Genomic DNA, 15,819 nt, shown 5'->3' with positions numbered 1-15,819 from the left:
CCGACTCACTCATAACGTAGCGCCTCCGCCGGCTGGGTGCGCGCGGCACGCCAGGCGGGATACAGGGTGGCGAGGAAACTCAGGACCAACGCGGCGGCGCAGACCATGACCACGTCCTGGCTCTGCACCTGCGACGGCAGGTAATCGATGAAGTACACGTCGGCGTTGAGGAACTTGTGGCCGATCAGCCCTTCCAGCGCCGAAATCGCGGCGCTGACGTTCAACGCGGCAAAAATCCCGACCACGGCGCCGATGGCCGTACCGACCACGCCAATCACCGTGCCCTGCACCATGAACGTGCGCATGATCGTCCCCGGCGTGGCGCCAAGGGTACGCAGAATGGCGATGTCGCCCTTCTTGTCATTCACCACCATCACCAGCGTGGAAATGATGTTGAACGCGGCCACCGCGACGATCAGCAGCAACAGCAGTCCGATCATGGCTTTTTCCATGCGGATCGCCTGATACAGGTTGCCGTGGGTGCGGGTCCAGTCGCGGGCGTAGTAATGGTCTTCGCCCAGCTGCTGGGCGATGGTCCAGGCCACGCGTGGCGCCTGGAACAAATCATCGAACTTCATCCGGATGCCCTGCACCTGATCAGGCTTCCAGCGGTGCATCTTCGCCAGATCCTGCAGGTTGGTGACGCCCAGGTAGCCGTCCAGCTCACCGGCGCCGACATGGAAAATGCCGACCACGGTAAAGCGCTTCATGCGCGGGAACATCCCGGCCGGGGTCACGCTGACCTCCGGCGCGACGAAGGTGACCTTGTCACCGAGGCCCACGCCCAGCTTGGTCGCGGCCTTGTCGCCGATGACGATGCCGAAGCTGCCCGGCGTCAGGTCGTCGAGTTTGCCCTGCTTCATGAAGTTGTCGATGATCGACACGTTGCGCTCAAGCGCAGGGTCGATGGCGTTGAGCAACACCTTGGACACCTGGCCGTTGTTGGTCAGCAAACCCTGCATCTGGGTGAACGGCGCAACGGCCGTCACCTCCGGGTTGCGTTTGACCTTGGCGGCCAGGCTTTGCCAATCGTTGATCGGCTCGCCAGATTCAAGGGTCGCGTGGGGCACCATGCCCAGCACGCGGGTGCGCATCTCATGATCGAAGCCGTTCATCACCGATAGCACCACGATCATCACGATCACGCCAAGGGCGAGCCCGATCATCGAAGTCAGGGAAATGAATGACACAAAATGATTGCGACGCTTTGCACGGGTATAACGCGTGCCGATAAATACGAAGAGAGGTCTGAACATGTCGGGGCTTGTTCGGAGGGAAAAGGAACGTCCTTGTGGCGGGGGTCGATAACCAGCTTTACACTCAGACCACCGCCGCTACCATGGGTTCGCCATGTCGACATTAGATGAAGAAGATCGCCGCGAATACTACCGTATCGAGGACACGATCGCACTGGAAATTCGGCCCCTGTCCGCTCCCGAAGCCGCAGGCCAGGAAGTGTTGCAGGATGCTTCCCCGCTGTTCAACCTGCTCAGCGAACTGCACCTGAGCGAATTCGAGTCGCAGCACCTGTTGCGCCAGATCAGCGAGCGCGATCGGGCCATTGCCGCGTTCCTCAAATCCCAGAACAAACGCATCGACCTGCTCAGCCAGGTGGTCGCCCTGACCGTGCTCGGCCACATCGGCGAGCCGCAACCGGTGATCATTTCCGAAGGCGGGATCGACTTTCAGCACCCCACAGCGCTCGCCACCGGCGCGCACCTGTCGGTCAAACTGGTGCTGATGCCCCAGGCGCTCGGCCTGCTGCTGCGCGCCCGTGTCACCCATTGCGACGGCAAGGGCGACGGCTACGACGTTGGCACCGAGTTCGAACACTTGACCGACGCCCAGCGCCAGTTGCTCGCCCGTTATATTTTGCAAAAGCAGGCCCAGGAACGACGCCTGGCTCGCGAACAGAACGAACCCGGCATTTAAATTAAGGAAGCACCGTGACCCTCATCTACGGCCACCGCGGCGCCAAGGGCGAAGCACCGGAAAATACCCTGAGCAGTTTTCAGGAATGTCTCAAACACGGCGTGCGCCGTTGCGAACTGGATCTGCACCTGTCCAAGGACGGCGAGTTGATGGTGATCCACGACCCGACCCTCAAGCGCACCACTGACCGTCGCGGCAAAGTCGTCGAGCACACCGCAGCCGAGCTGGTGACCTACGACGCGCGCAAGGGCGGCCCGGGCTGGATCAAGCCATGCCCGATTCCGACGCTGGAAGAATTGTTCGAAAAGTGCGATTTCGAGCACTGGCAACTGGAAGTCAAAAGTGCTTCGCGCACCCGCGCAGCGACCACCGTGCTGGCGATTCGCGAAATGGCTCAGCGTCATGGCCTGCTGGACAAGGTGACGATCACCTCGAGTTCACGGGAAGTGCTGAAAGCGGCGCTGGATCTGGTACCGGACGTATCACGGGGATTGGTAGCCGAATACGCCTGGCTCGACCCGCTGAAGGTCGCGGCCAGCTATGGCTGTGAGATTCTGGCTTTGAACTGGACGCTGTGTACGCCGGAACGCCTGCAGAAGGCGCAGCGTCAGGGGCTGCATGTGTCGGTATGGACCGTCAACGAGCCTGCGCTGATGCGCAGACTCGCCGACTTCGGCGTTGACAGCCTGATTACAGACTTTCCCGGTTTGGCCACTGCCACCCTCGAGAATTGCTGAAATCGGTCTCCCCGGCCGGCTCAGGCCACCGGCCGGAGCCCGTCAAAAAAGCCGGTTGAGGCCGTCGTACGCCGCTACCCGATAGGCTTCGGCCATGGTCGGGTAGTTGAACGTGGTGTTGACGAAGTACTTCAACGTGTTCAGTTCGCCCGGCTGGTTCATGATCGCCTGACCGATGTGCACGATCTCCGAGGCCTGATAACCAAAGCAGTGAACGCCCAGCACTTCCAGGGTTTCACGGTGGAACAGGATCTTCAGCATGCCTTGCGGCTCGCCGGCGATCTGTGCCCGCGCCATGCTCTTGAAGAACGCCTTGCCCACTTCGTACGGCACTTTGGCCTGGGTCAGTTCCTGCTCGTTCTTGCCGATCGAGCTGATTTCCGGAATGGTGTAGATGCCGGTCGGCACGTCATTCACAAAGCGCCAGCTACCGTTATCGACGATGCTGCCGGCTGCCGAACGACCCTGGTCGTGGGCGGCACTGGCCAGGCTCGGCCAGCCGATCACGTCGCCTGCACCGTAGATGTTCGGCACGCAGGTGCGGTAGGCCTCGTCGACTTCGATCTGACCACGGCTGTTGACCTTGACGCCGATGTTTTCCAGACCGAGCTGATCGGTATTACCGGTACGGCCGTTGCACCAGAGCAAGGCATCGGCCTTGATCTTCTTGCCGGACTTGAGGTGCAGGATCACGCCGTTGTCCACGCCTTCGACACGGTCGTAGTCTTCGTTGTGGCGCACGGTGATGTTGTTGTTGCTGAAGTGGTAGCTCAGCGCCTGGGAGATTTCCGAGTCGAGGAAGCTCAGCAACTGACCGCGGTTGTCCACCAGCTCAACCAGTACACCCAGACCGCTGAAGATCGAGGCGTATTCACAGCCGATCACGCCGGCGCCGTAAACAATCAGTTTGCGCGGGGTGTGGCCGAGGCTGAGGATGGTGTCGCTATCGTAGATACGCGGGTGGTGGAAATCGATGTCCGCCGGGCGATACGGACGCGAACCGGTGGCGATGATGATGTGCTTGGCCACCAGTTTCTCGACCACGCCGTTGGCGCAGACCACTTCGATGGTTTGTTCGTCAGCGAAGCTGCCGGTGCCGAAGAACACGTCGACGCGGTTACGGGCGTAGTAGCCGGTACGCGAAGCGACTTGTTTGGAAATGACTTTCTCGGCGCTTTTCAACACGTCCGGGAAGGAGAACCAGCGCGGCTCGCCGATCGCCCGGAACATCGGGTTGGTGTTGAACTGCATGATCTGCCGGACCGAGTGACGCAGGGCCTTGGACGGGATGGTTCCCAGGTGGGTGCAGTTACCGCCGACCTGGCGACGGCTGTCGACCATCGCCACCTTGCGCCCTGCTTTGGCGGCGTTCATTGCCGCGCCTTCTCCCGCCGGGCCGGAACCCAACACCACCACGTCGTAGTTGTAGACAGCCATGCGTACTCCTCAGAACAGGCCGCGGTGCCAGCAGCACCGGCGGCTAAATCACGCCGAATCGCGGCGCGAAGGAACAATTGGGGGCCAGTAAAGAACCCGGACACAGTCTATAGAAGCGTCAACGCCGCGCACATTAACCCTTGGTCGCGTCGTAGGCTACTTTTGCCTGCACTACAACGCCAGCTTTCGTACTGTTCTCAGTCAACTTTTGCGCCACTGAGGCGCTCGAAAGCCTGACTGGTGCGGATGACGAAACCTGTATCGGCACGAATCACGAAGAATGCACCAATGTCATGTTTTTCGGCATAGTCCCAGGCCCTTTCCGGCCCGAGAATCAGCAACAACGTCGATAGTCCATCGGCCATCAGCGCTGAAGGATGAATCACCGTGACCGACGCCAGGTTGTGTAGGACCGGCGCCCCGCTATGCGCATCGAAAGTGTGGGAATAGCGCCGACCGCCCTGCAGGAAATAATTGCGGTAATCACCGGAAGTGGAAACGCCGTAGCCGTCGACATTGATAACGCGCTCGGCCACCTGCTGGTCATCGCGCGGCTCCTCCAGCGCGATGCGCCATGCCGAGCCGTCAGGCTTTTTGCCCCTGGCCTTCAACTCGCCAGTGGCTTCGGCCAGATAGTCGCGGATGCCCATGGACTCGAGGCGAGCGGCAATGGTGTCCACCGCGTAACCGGCAGCGATGCTGTTGAAGTCGACTTCGACCGGCGCATCCTTGCACAAGCGGTCAGCGTCGATATGCAAATGGCGATAGCCGACCCGTTGCAGGGCTTCGGCCACGGCGGCGGCACTGGGGACTTTTTCTTCCCGACCTTGCGGGCCGAACCCCCACAGATTCATCAGCGGTTCGACGGTCAGGTCGTAGGAGCCTTCGCTTTGGACTGACAGTTGTTCGCCAACCCGGACCAGTTCGAGCACGGAGGCCGGCATCGTCTGACAGCTGTTTGCCGGCAAAGCGTTGAAGCGCTCGATGTCGGAGTCACTGCGATAGGTCGACATCTGGAGGTCGACGTCGGTGAGGATTTTTTCCACTTCACGCTGAACCTGCGCGGGTTCGGGAAGGCCGGCGTGGCGCACATACTTGATCGAATAAGTGCTGCCCATGGTCGGGCCACCGAAGCTTTCCAGCGAATCGCCATTGCCGCAGCCGGAAAGTGCGCAGACAACAACCAAAACGCCCCACAACCGCAATCTCAACAAATCAACAATCCTCTGACACGACATCCATAGCGGCCATTATGCGGCACAAATGTGGGAGCGGGCTTGCTCGCGAAGGCAGTCTTGCTAACGACTTCCCTATCGACTGATTCGCCCTCTTCGCGAGCAAGGCCAGTCCCACTTTTGGTAGGCGTTGCCAATAAGACTTTTATGCAATCGGGATAGGAAATCGCGCGGGCTAATGGCTTTAGCGTTTAAGCAGTGCCCTAACCAGTTGTTGCCTAACGATCTTTATACACATATGGTTACAAAACTGTTCACGGGTACTGCCTGAGTTTGCCGCGTGACGGCGAGGACGTGTCTAGATCAGGGATATCCAATAAGACAGCCAACAGAGAGTACGAACCAATGTCCTCCACCACGGGCAAAGGCAAAGCGATTTTTCGCGTTGTCAGCGGCAATTTTCTCGAGATGTTCGACTTCATGGTCTACGGCTTCTATGCCACGGCCATCGCCAAAACCTTCTTCCCGGCCGACAGCGCCTTCGCCTCCCTGATGCTCTCCCTGGCAACGTTCGGTGCCGGCTTCCTGATGCGTCCGCTGGGGGCAATTTTCCTCGGCGCCTACATTGACCGGCATGGTCGTCGCAAAGGCTTGATCATCACGCTGGCGCTGATGGCTGCCGGTACGGTGTTGATCGCCTGCGTCCCCGGTTATGCCACCCTTGGCGTTGCTGCCCCACTGATCGTGCTGTTCGGCCGCTTGCTGCAAGGCTTCTCGGCCGGCGTCGAGCTGGGCGGGGTCTCGGTGTACCTGGCGGAAATCGCCACGCCGGGCCGCAAGGGCTTCTTCGTCAGTTGGCAGTCCGCCAGCCAGCAGGCAGCAGTGGTGTTTGCCGGCCTGCTCGGTGTTGGCCTCAACCACTGGCTGAGCCCGGAGCAGATGGGTGACTGGGGCTGGCGCGTGCCGTTCCTGATCGGCTGCATGATCGTGCCGGTGATCTTCGTCATTCGTCGTTCGCTGGAGGAAACTCCGGAATTCCAGGCGCGCAAACATCGCCCTACCCTGCGGGAAATCGTTCGCTCGATCGGTCAGAACTTTGGCATCGTCATCGCCGGCATGGCGCTGGTGGTGATGACCACGGTGTCGTTCTACCTGATCACCGCCTACACCCCGACCTTCGGCAAGGCTGAACTGCATTTGTCGGATTTCGACGCGTTGCTGGTGACGGTGTGCATCGGTCTGTCGAACTTCTTCTGGCTGCCGGTGATGGGCTCGCTGTCGGACAAGATCGGTCGCAAACCCCTGCTGCTGGCAGCGACCATTCTGGCGATCCTGACCGCTTACCCTGCCCTGTCGTGGCTGGTGGCGAATCCGAGCTTCAGCCATCTGCTGATCGTCGAACTCTGGCTGTCGTTCCTGTACGGCTCGTACAACGGCGCGATGGTGGTGGCACTGACCGAAATCATGCCGGTGGACGTACGAACCACCGGGTTCTCGCTGGCCTATAGCCTGGCGACTGCGACCTTCGGTGGCTTCACGCCGGCGGCGTGTACTTACCTGATTCATGTGCTGGACAACAAGGCTGCGCCGGGGATCTGGCTCAGCGGTGCGGCGGTGCTGGGGTTGATTGCAACGCTGGTGTTGTTCCGGGGCAACAAGCATGAACTGCGCACCGCGCAAGCTTCGATAGTCGGCGGCGCCCGCTAGGACGCCTTCGGGAGCAAGCCCCCTCCCACAGGGTTTTGTATCGCACAAGAAACCTGTGGGAGGGGGCTTGCTCCCGAAGAGGCCGGTACAGGCAATAAAGATTTACCAGCCACACAAACAAAAACGCCCCGACCTAAGTCGGGGCGTTTTCATTTGCAGCGAGTGCTTAGCGCGGGAACGCTGGCGGGTTTACACCGGCCATGTCTTCCATCACGCGAACGACCTGGCAGCTGTAGCCGAACTCGTTGTCGTACCAGACGTACAGAACAACGCGGTTGTCCTGAACGATGGTCGCTTCAGCATCGACCACACCGGCGTGACGCGAACCCACGAAGTCAGTGGAAACCACTTCCTGCGAGTTGACGAAGTCGATTTGCTTGTGCAGATCGGAGTGCAGCGCCATGTAGCGCAGGTACTCGTTCATCTCTTCACGGGTGGCGGCTTTCTCAAGGTTCAGGTTGAGAATGGCCATCGACACGTTTGGCGTCGGAACACGGATCGCGTTACCGGTCAGCTTGCCAGCCAGTTCAGGCAGGGCCTTGGCAGCAGCGGTGGCAGCACCGGTCTCGGTGATTACCATGTTCAGCGCGGCGCTACGGCCACGACGATCACCCTTGTGGAAGTTGTCGATCAGGTTCTGGTCGTTGGTGTACGAGTGAACGGTTTCGACGTGACCGTTGATGATCCCGAACTTGTCATTCACAGCCTTGAGCACCGGCACGATGGCGTTGGTGGTGCAGGAAGCGGCGGACACGATCTTGTCGTCAGCGGTGATTTCGTTGTGGTTGATACCGTGAACGATGTTCTTCAGTTTGCCTTTGCCAGGCGCGGTCAGAACAACGCGGGAGACACCCGGGCATTGCAGGTGCTGGCCCAGACCATCGGCGTCACGCCATACACCGGTGTTGTCCACCAGCAGCGCGTCTTTGATGCCGTACTGGGTGTAATCCACCTCGGTCGGGTTCTTCGCGTAGATCACCTGGATCAGGTTACCGTTGGCGGTGATGGTGTTGTTTTCTTCGTCGATAACGATGGTGCCGTTGAACGGACCGTGTACCGAATCGCGACGCAGCAGGCTGGCGCGCTTGGTCAGGTCGTTGTCGGCGCCTTTGCGCACGACGATGGCACGCAGACGCAGACCGTCGCCACCACCGGTTTTCTCGATCAGGATGCGCGCCAGCAGACGGCCGATACGACCGAAGCCGTACAGGACAACGTCAGTGCCTTTACGGGCCGAAGCGTTTTGCTGGCCAACCACGTCAGCCAGTTCTTCGCGAACGAACTGCTCGGCACTGCGGCCATTGCCTTCGCTGCGGAATTTGAACGCCAACTTGCCCAGGTCTACCGAAGCCGCGCCGAGCTTGAGCTCGCTCATGGCCTTGAGCAGTGGGAATGTTTCGTGGACGGAGAGTTCGCTGTCGTCGGAAGAACGGTGGCGAGCAAAGCGGTGAGCTTTGAGAATCGCGATGACAGACTGGTTGATCAGGCTGCGGCCATAGATCGAGCTCACCACGTTGTTATTGCGGTAGAGCTGACCGATAAGCGGAATCATCGCTTCTGCGAGAGCTTCACGGTCGATCCATTCACCAAGACACTGGTCGGGCTTCTGAGTCACGGTAACCTTCCACATGTAGGGGCAGAAAAAAGGGGCTACATTATGCCGCCGAGAACCTCGCGTAGCAATGCGCGCTTGTCGCGCAATCGGTAACAAAATTCCGTTCAAAAAAATTACGCCCCGCTCCAGCCCAGTAAAACCGGGGCTTTCAGCACAGTCAATTTTTCGACGACTGTTAGACGATGTCTGTAACCCTCCGTAACACCAGTCGATTTCGGCACTACATAACCGCAAAAAAAGTGCTCGTTTTTATGGTTACCACTACATTTCGCGCAAACAGCGAAGATAGACGCAGTCTGCAACTGACAGGCGGCACCGGACGCCGCTACAATTACCGACTTTGTCGCAAAGCCTGGAGCTCAACCTTCCGTGCCCGTTCTGCGTCTACCGCTTCTCCCTGCCGCGGCAGGTAAACAGCATTGGGGCAACCTGCCCGGTGCTGCCCTCAGCCTCGCGATTGCCGAGGCTGCCAGCGCTGCCAAGCGCTTCACCTTGCTACTGACCGCCGACAGCCAGAGTGCCGAACGGCTGGAACAGGAGCTGAGCTTCTTCGCCCCGGATTTGCCCGTTCTGCATTTTCCCGACTGGGAAACCCTGCCCTACGACCTGTTCTCGCCGCACCAGGACATCATTTCCCAGCGCATTGCCAGCCTGTATAGATTGCCGGAGCTGGCACACGGCGTACTGGTGGTGCCGATCACCACCGCGCTGCACCGCCTGGCACCGACCAAATTCCTGCTCGGCAGCAGTCTGGTGCTGGATGTCGGGCAGAAGCTCGACGTCGAACAGATGCGCTCGCGGCTTGAAGCCAGCGGTTATCGCTACGTCGACACGGTCTATGAGCACGGCGAGTTCACCGTTCGCGGCGCACTGATCGACCTGTTCCCGATGGGCAGCAAGCTGCCGTATCGCATCGACCTGTTCGACGACGAAATCGAAACCCTGCGCACCTTCGATCCGGAAAACCAGCGTTCCATCGACAAGGTCGATTCGGTCAAGCTGCTGCCGGCCCGCGAATTCCCGCTGCAGAAGGATGCGGTCACCCGCTTCAAGGCGCGCTTTCGCGAGCGCTTCGACGTCGACTTCCGTCGCTGCCCGATCTTCCAGGACCTGAGCAGCGGCATTACCCCGGCCGGCATCGAGTACTACCTGCCGCTGTTCTTCGACGAAACCTCGACCCTCTTCGACTACCTGCCGCAGGACACCCAGGTCTTCTCGCTGCCGGGCATCGAACAAGCGGCGGAAAATTTCTGGAACGACGTGCGCAATCGTTATGAAGAACGCCGCGTCGATCCTTCGCGTCCTTTATTGCCACCCGCAGAATTGTTCCTGCCGGTGGAAGATTGCTTTGCCCGCCTCAAGAGCTGGCCACGCGTGGTCGCCAGCCAACAGGATGTGGAACCCGGCGCCGGCCGTGAGCGCTTCCCGGCGCAGGCTCTGCCAAATCTGGCAATCGAAGCCAAGGCCACGCAGCCGCTGGCGGCGCTTTCGGCATTCCTCGACGAATTCCCCGGGCGCGTGCTGTTCACTGCCGAATCGGCGGGCCGTCGCGAAGTCTTGCTGGAGCTGCTGGAACGCCTGAAGCTACGACCGAAAACCGTCGAGAGCTGGCCGGACTTCGTCAGCAGCAAAGATCGCCTGGCGATCACCATTGCGCCGCTCGACGAAGGCCTGATGCTCGACGACCCGGCGTTGGCGCTGGTGGCCGAGAGCCCGCTGTTCGGGCAGCGCGTGATGCAGCGTCGGCGTCGCGAGAAGCGTGCAGACGGCAACAACGACGCAGTGATCAAAAACCTCACCGAGCTGCGCGAAGGCGCGCCAGTGGTGCATATCGATCACGGTGTCGGACGTTATCTGGGCCTGACGATTCTGGAGATCGACAGCCAGGCCGCCGAGTTCCTCACCCTGGAATACGCCGAGAACGCCAAGCTGTACGTGCCGGTGGCCAACCTGCATTTGATCGCTCGCTACACCGGCAGCGATGACGCGTTGGCGCCGCTGCACCGCCTCGGCTCCGAGACCTGGCAGAAAGCCAAGCGCAAAGCGGCCGAGCAGGTTCGCGACGTCGCCGCCGAACTGCTCGACATCTATGCCCGTCGCGCCGCCCGCGAAGGCTACGCGTTCGCCGACCCGAAGGCCGATTACGCCACGTTCAGCGCCGGCTTCCCGTTCGAAGAAACCCCGGACCAGCAGTCGACCATCGAAGCGGTGCGCGAAGACATGCTCGCGCCAAAACCGATGGACCGTCTGGTCTGCGGCGACGTCGGTTTCGGCAAGACCGAAGTGGCGATGCGCGCAGCGTTCATCGCCGTGCACGGCGGTCGTCAGGTGGCAATTCTGGTGCCGACCACCCTGCTCGCCCAACAACACTACAACAGCTTCCGCGACCGCTTCGCCGACTGGCCGGTGACCGTGGAAGTGATGAGCCGCTTCAAATCGGCCAAGGAAGTCAACGCGGCAATCGCCGACTTGGCGGAAGGCAAGATCGACATCGTCATCGGCACGCACAAGCTGCTGTCCGACGACGTGAAGATCAAAAACCTTGGCCTTGTGATCATCGACGAAGAACACCGCTTCGGTGTCCGTCAGAAAGAACAACTCAAGGCCCTGCGCAGCGAAGTCGACATTCTTACGCTGACCGCCACGCCGATTCCGCGCACGCTGAACATGGCAGTGTCGGGCATGCGCGACCTGTCGATCATCGCCACGCCACCGGCGCGACGCCTGTCGGTACGCACCTTTGTCATGGAGCAGAACAAGAGCACGGTCAAAGAGGCCCTGCTGCGTGAACTGCTGCGCGGTGGTCAGGTTTACTACTTGCACAACGACGTGAAGACCATTGAGAAGTGCGCGGCGGATCTCGCCGAACTGGTGCCGGAAGCACGGATCGGCATCGGCCACGGGCAGATGCGCGAGCGCGAACTCGAACAGGTGATGAGCGACTTCTACCACAAGCGCTTCAACGTGCTGATTGCCTCGACCATCATCGAGACCGGCATCGACGTGCCGAGCGCCAACACCATCATCATCGAGCGCGCCGACAAGTTCGGGCTGGCGCAACTGCACCAGTTGCGTGGTCGCGTCGGCCGCAGCCACCACCAGGCTTACGCCTACCTGCTGACCCCGCCGCGCCAGCAAATCACCTCGGACGCCGAAAAACGTCTTGAAGCGATTGCCAATACTCAGGACCTCGGTGCCGGTTTCGTACTGGCAACCAACGACCTGGAGATCCGAGGCGCTGGCGAACTGCTCGGCGACGGTCAGAGCGGTCAGATTCAGGCCGTGGGCTTCACGCTGTATATGGAAATGCTCGAGCGCGCGGTGAAATCGATACGCAAGGGCGAGCAACCGAACCTCGATCAACCGCTCGGCGGTGGCCCTGAGGTCAACCTGCGCGTGCCGGCGCTGATTCCGGAAGACTATCTGCCGGATGTGCATGCACGCCTGATTCTGTACAAGCGCATCGCTTCGGCCACCGACGAGGAAGGCCTGAAGGATCTGCAAGTCGAGATGATCGACCGTTTCGGCCTGCTGCCGGAGCCTACGAAGAACCTGGTGCGCATCACTGCGCTCAAGTTGCAGGCCGAGCAATTGGGTATCAAAAAGGTCGATGGCGGCCCGCAAGGCGGACGCATCGAGTTCGCCGCCCAAACGCCGGTCGACCCGATGACCTTGATCAAACTGATCCAGACTCAGCCAAAACGCTACAAATTCGAAGGCGCCACGATGTTCAAGTTCCAGGTGCCGATGGAGCGCCCGGAAGAGCGCTTTAATACTGTAGAGGCGCTGTTCGAGCGTCTCCTCCCGAAAACTGTTTGAAGGACGCCGCATGCGCCTGTTTCGCTCACTGACTTTGCTACTGACCTTCGTAGCACCGATGGCGTTTGCCGATGACCTGTATCAGGTCGAAATGATTCTGGTCCGGCAGAACGCTGTACCGGCGATCGTCAGCCGTGCCGCCCCGGAAGACTGGGCCGCCGGCGCTCAGCGACTGGACGCTGCCAGCCAGCGCACGCCTGCACTGGGTGAGGTTGCCAGCAAACTCACCGCCAGCGGCGATTACAGCGTACTGCTGCACAAGGCCTGGCAGCAGACCCTCGGCGAGGCGCCGACCAAGGTGGCGGTCAGCGACGGCAAGGAACAGTTCGGCCAATTCCCGATCGAGGGCACCCTGGAACTGAAACTGGGACGCTTCACCGATGTGAACGCCGACTTCTGGGTCAACCAGATCGACACCAACGGCATGGTCACCGCCAGCGAACGCCTGAAGCAGGACAGCCACACCAAAAACGGCCAACTCAACTATCTCGACAACGGCCACCTGGCCCTGCTGATCAAGATCACTTCCCTGACGGCGCCTGCGCCACGGGAAGCGCCTGAAGCCATTCCGGACTGATCGAAGTCCTTATGTCCCCGCCCCTGAGTAAACCGTTGGCACCCTCCTGGGTCAGCCGATTCAAGGAACAGAGCCTGGAGCGTGGCCGCCGCTACGCCCTGGAGAATCGAGTACGCATAGCCCAAGTGGGCGATGCCACCATCACCGCCAGCTGCGAAGGCTCTGGCGGCAACGTCTACCGTCAGACCATTCACCTGCGCGAGTCAGCCAAAGGCACCCTGCTGCTGGTTGACGCCGCTTGCACCTGCCCGGTGCGCAGCAACTGCAAACATTGCGCAGCGGTGCTGCTGCAAGTGCAGGAAACCCTCGAGTACCCTGCCGCCGCGAAAGACGCCGAACTGCTGGAAAAGCTCCAGGCCGTCCTCGAAAACCGCAGCCCCAAGGCGCCGCCGCAAGTGCTGGTGGACAATGTGCAACCGGTGCCGCGCCTGTGGCTGGCAAGCGTCGAATTCAGCGCGTTCGAGCCGCGCAACGGCAAGATGCAGCGGTACATCCAGCATCGGGCGGCGCTGTCGTTCAGCTATCTGGATGAATACGTCAGCGGACAGAAAAACAGCGACATCCTGATCCGCCAGGAAGCACAGACCCTGCGGATAAAACGCCACCCCGAAGTGGAACAGTCCTACCGCGAACAGTTACGCATCCTCGGCTTTCGTATCGCCACCCGCCAGAGCAAAGCCCTGCCGGAAAGCGCCGGCGAGCTGTACGAGATGGTCAACGACAGCGCCTGGCTGACGTTCACCCTCAACGAACTGCCGAAGCTGCGCACCCAAGGCTGGGAATTGCAGATCGATGAGGAATTCGGCTTCGATCTGACTGCTGTCGACGATTGGTATGCCACGGTCGAACAGACACCGGAACGCGACTGGTTCGATCTGGAACTGGGGATCATCGTCAATGGCGAACGCCTGAGCCTACTGCCGATCCTGCTCAATCTGATGCGTTCGCACACGGAAATCCTTAACCCGGAACGTCTGGCGCGCCGCCGCGATGACGAGCTGATTCTGGTCAATATTCCGCAACGCAACAGTGAACATGGACCGCTGCAAGTGGCCCTGCCCCTTGGCCGACTGAAACCGGTACTGGCGACGCTGGGCGAGTTTTACTTGCAGGAGCCGGGCGAAACCACCCTGCGCCTGAGCAAGGCCGACGCCACACGGCTCAACTCGCTGGAAGGCATCCCACTGCTGTGGGAGGGCGGCGAACAGATCCGCAGCTTCGCCCAACGCCTGCGCGACATCCGTGATTACACGGCCAAGGCACCGAAGGGCTTGAATGCGACGCTGCGCCCTTATCAGCTCGAAGGGTTGAGCTGGATGCAGTCCTTGCGTCAGCTTGAGGTAGGCGGGATTCTTGCGGACGACATGGGTCTGGGTAAAACCCTACAGACCCTGGCGCACATTCTCAGCGAGAAAAACGCCGGACGCCTGGATCGACCATGCATGGTGGTCATGCCCACCAGCCTGATCCCGAACTGGCTCGACGAGGCAGCACACTTCACGCCGCAACTGAAAGTGGTCGCGCTGTATGGCGCCAACCGGAAAAAGCATTTCGATCATCTGGCTGACTTCGACCTGATCCTGACCACTTACGCAATACTGCCCAAGGACGTCGAGCGTCTGGCGCAACAGCCGCTGCACGTGCTGGTGCTGGATGAAGCGCAGTACATCAAGAACCCCAACAGCAAAGCAGCGCAGGCCGCCCGCGAATTCAACGCGCGCCAACGCCTGTGCCTGAGCGGTACACCGCTGGAAAACCACCTCGGTGAGTTGTGGTCGCTGTTCCACTTTCTGCTGCCCGGCTGGCTCGGCGATATAAAAAGCTTCAACGCCGACTACCGCGTGCCCATCGAAAAGCGCGCCAGCGAAGTCAGACTTCAGCACCTCAATGGTCGGATAAAACCGTTTCTGCTGCGCCGTACCAAGGAACAGGTGGCCACCGAACTGCCGCCCAAGACCGAGATCATCCACTGGGTCGAACTCAACGAAGCCCAGCGTGATGTCTACGAGACCATGCGCCTGGCGATGGACAAGAAAGTCCGTGACGAAATCACCCGCAAGGGTGTCGCGCGCAGCCAGATCATCATTCTGGAAGCATTGCTCAAGCTGCGTCAGGTGTGCTGCGACTTGCGCCTGGTCAACGACGCCACCCTGCCCGCTCGTGGCAGCAGCTCAGGCAAGCTCGACAGCCTGATGGAAATGCTCGAGGAGCTGTTCGAGGAAGGTCGACGGATTTTGCTGTTTTCGCAGTTCACCTCAATGCTGACGCTGATCGAAGACGAACTGAAAAAGCGCAATGTCGCCTACGCACTGCTGACCGGGCAGACCCGTGATCGACGCACGCCGGTGAAGGAATTTCAAAGCGGCAAGCGTCAGATCTTTCTGATCAGCCTGAAGGCCGGCGGCGTCGGCTTGAACCTGACCGAAGCGGATACGGTGATTCATTACGATCCGTGGTGGAACCCGGCAACCGAGAATCAGGCGACTGATCGCGCGTATCGGATCGGCCAGGAGAAACCGGTGTTCGTCTACAAGATGATTGCCCGGGGCACAGTGGAAGAGAAGATTCAGCACCTGCAGAAGGAAAAATCCGACTTGGCAGCGGGCGTGCTGGATGGGCGCAAGGCCGGGGACTGGAAACTGCAGAGTAATGATATTGAAGCGCTGTTTGCGCCGCTGCCGGACAAGTTCGACAAGCGTTGAGATCCTGGGTGTCTATTAGATCGTCTTCGCGAGCAGGCTCGCTCCCACAGGGGATTTGTGATTGTCACAGATCCAGTGTGGGAGCGAGCCTGCTCGCGAATGGGCTCACTCGGTCCGA

At 60.3% G+C, this 15,819-nt stretch carries 10 protein-coding genes; 6 read left to right on the top strand and 4 right to left on the bottom strand.

Annotated elements, in window-relative coordinates:
* Positions 1–5 precede the first annotated feature (5 nt).
* Positions 6–1,256: a lipoprotein-releasing ABC transporter permease subunit gene (locus tag U862_RS0114620; protein ID WP_025111069.1), complete on the bottom strand. Its 1,251-nt coding sequence runs from the start codon at positions 1,254–1,256 to the stop codon at positions 6–8.
* A 94-nt stretch (positions 1,257–1,350) separates the two neighbouring features.
* On the opposite strand from U862_RS0114620, the gene U862_RS0114615 reads away from it, so the two are divergent.
* Positions 1,351–1,932, top strand: a complete 582-nt coding sequence (locus tag U862_RS0114615) for a PilZ domain-containing protein (protein ID WP_025111068.1) — start codon at positions 1,351–1,353, stop codon at positions 1,930–1,932.
* A 14-nt stretch (positions 1,933–1,946) separates the two neighbouring features.
* Positions 1,947–2,669, top strand: a complete 723-nt coding sequence (locus U862_RS0114610) for a glycerophosphodiester phosphodiesterase family protein (protein ID WP_025111067.1) — start codon at positions 1,947–1,949, stop codon at positions 2,667–2,669.
* Positions 2,670–2,711: 42 nt separating this feature from the next.
* Here U862_RS0114610 and sthA read toward each other — a convergent pair whose 3' ends face one another.
* Both sthA and U862_RS0114600 read right to left on the bottom strand, forming a co-directional pair.
* Positions 2,712–4,106, bottom strand: coding sequence for a Si-specific NAD(P)(+) transhydrogenase (gene sthA / locus U862_RS0114605; protein ID WP_007984277.1), 1,395 nt, complete (start codon positions 4,104–4,106; stop codon positions 2,712–2,714).
* A 197-nt stretch (positions 4,107–4,303) separates the two neighbouring features.
* Complete coding sequence (locus U862_RS0114600) at positions 4,304–5,344, bottom strand: FAD:protein FMN transferase (protein WP_049828011.1); 1,041 nt, start codon at positions 5,342–5,344, stop codon at positions 4,304–4,306.
* A 342-nt stretch (positions 5,345–5,686) separates the two neighbouring features.
* Between U862_RS0114600 and U862_RS0114595 the strand changes: the two genes are divergently transcribed.
* Complete coding sequence (locus U862_RS0114595) at positions 5,687–6,988, top strand: MFS transporter (protein ID WP_025111065.1); 1,302 nt, start codon at positions 5,687–5,689, stop codon at positions 6,986–6,988.
* Between the two features lie 166 nt (positions 6,989–7,154).
* Here U862_RS0114595 and U862_RS0114590 read toward each other — a convergent pair whose 3' ends face one another.
* Positions 7,155–8,618 carry a glyceraldehyde-3-phosphate dehydrogenase gene (locus tag U862_RS0114590; protein WP_025111064.1) on the bottom strand — a complete coding sequence of 488 codons (1,464 nt, stop codon included), beginning with the start codon at positions 8,616–8,618 and terminating at the stop codon, positions 7,155–7,157.
* A gap of 354 nt (positions 8,619–8,972) precedes the next feature.
* On the opposite strand from U862_RS0114590, the gene mfd reads away from it, so the two are divergent.
* Genes mfd through U862_RS0114575 form a run of 3 tightly spaced genes read left to right on the top strand, consistent with a single transcriptional unit; the run spans position 8,973 to position 15,701 of the window.
* Positions 8,973–12,422, top strand: a complete 3,450-nt coding sequence (gene mfd / locus U862_RS0114585) for a transcription-repair coupling factor (RefSeq protein WP_025111063.1) — start codon at positions 8,973–8,975, stop codon at positions 12,420–12,422.
* Positions 12,423–12,432: 10 nt separating this feature from the next.
* Positions 12,433–12,999, top strand: coding sequence for a CsiV family protein (locus U862_RS0114580; protein WP_025111062.1), 567 nt, complete (start codon positions 12,433–12,435; stop codon positions 12,997–12,999).
* Positions 13,000–13,010: 11 nt separating this feature from the next.
* Positions 13,011–15,701, top strand: a complete 2,691-nt coding sequence (locus tag U862_RS0114575; RefSeq protein WP_025111061.1) for a DEAD/DEAH box helicase — start codon at positions 13,011–13,013, stop codon at positions 15,699–15,701.
* Positions 15,702–15,819 lie beyond the last annotated feature (118 nt).

Source organism: Pseudomonas sp. H1h, assembly GCF_000633255.1.
In the GTDB taxonomy this organism is placed as follows: domain Bacteria; phylum Pseudomonadota; class Gammaproteobacteria; order Pseudomonadales; family Pseudomonadaceae; genus Aquipseudomonas.
Note: the sequence above shows the minus strand (reverse complement) of the source record. Positions and strands in the feature narration are given on the sequence as shown.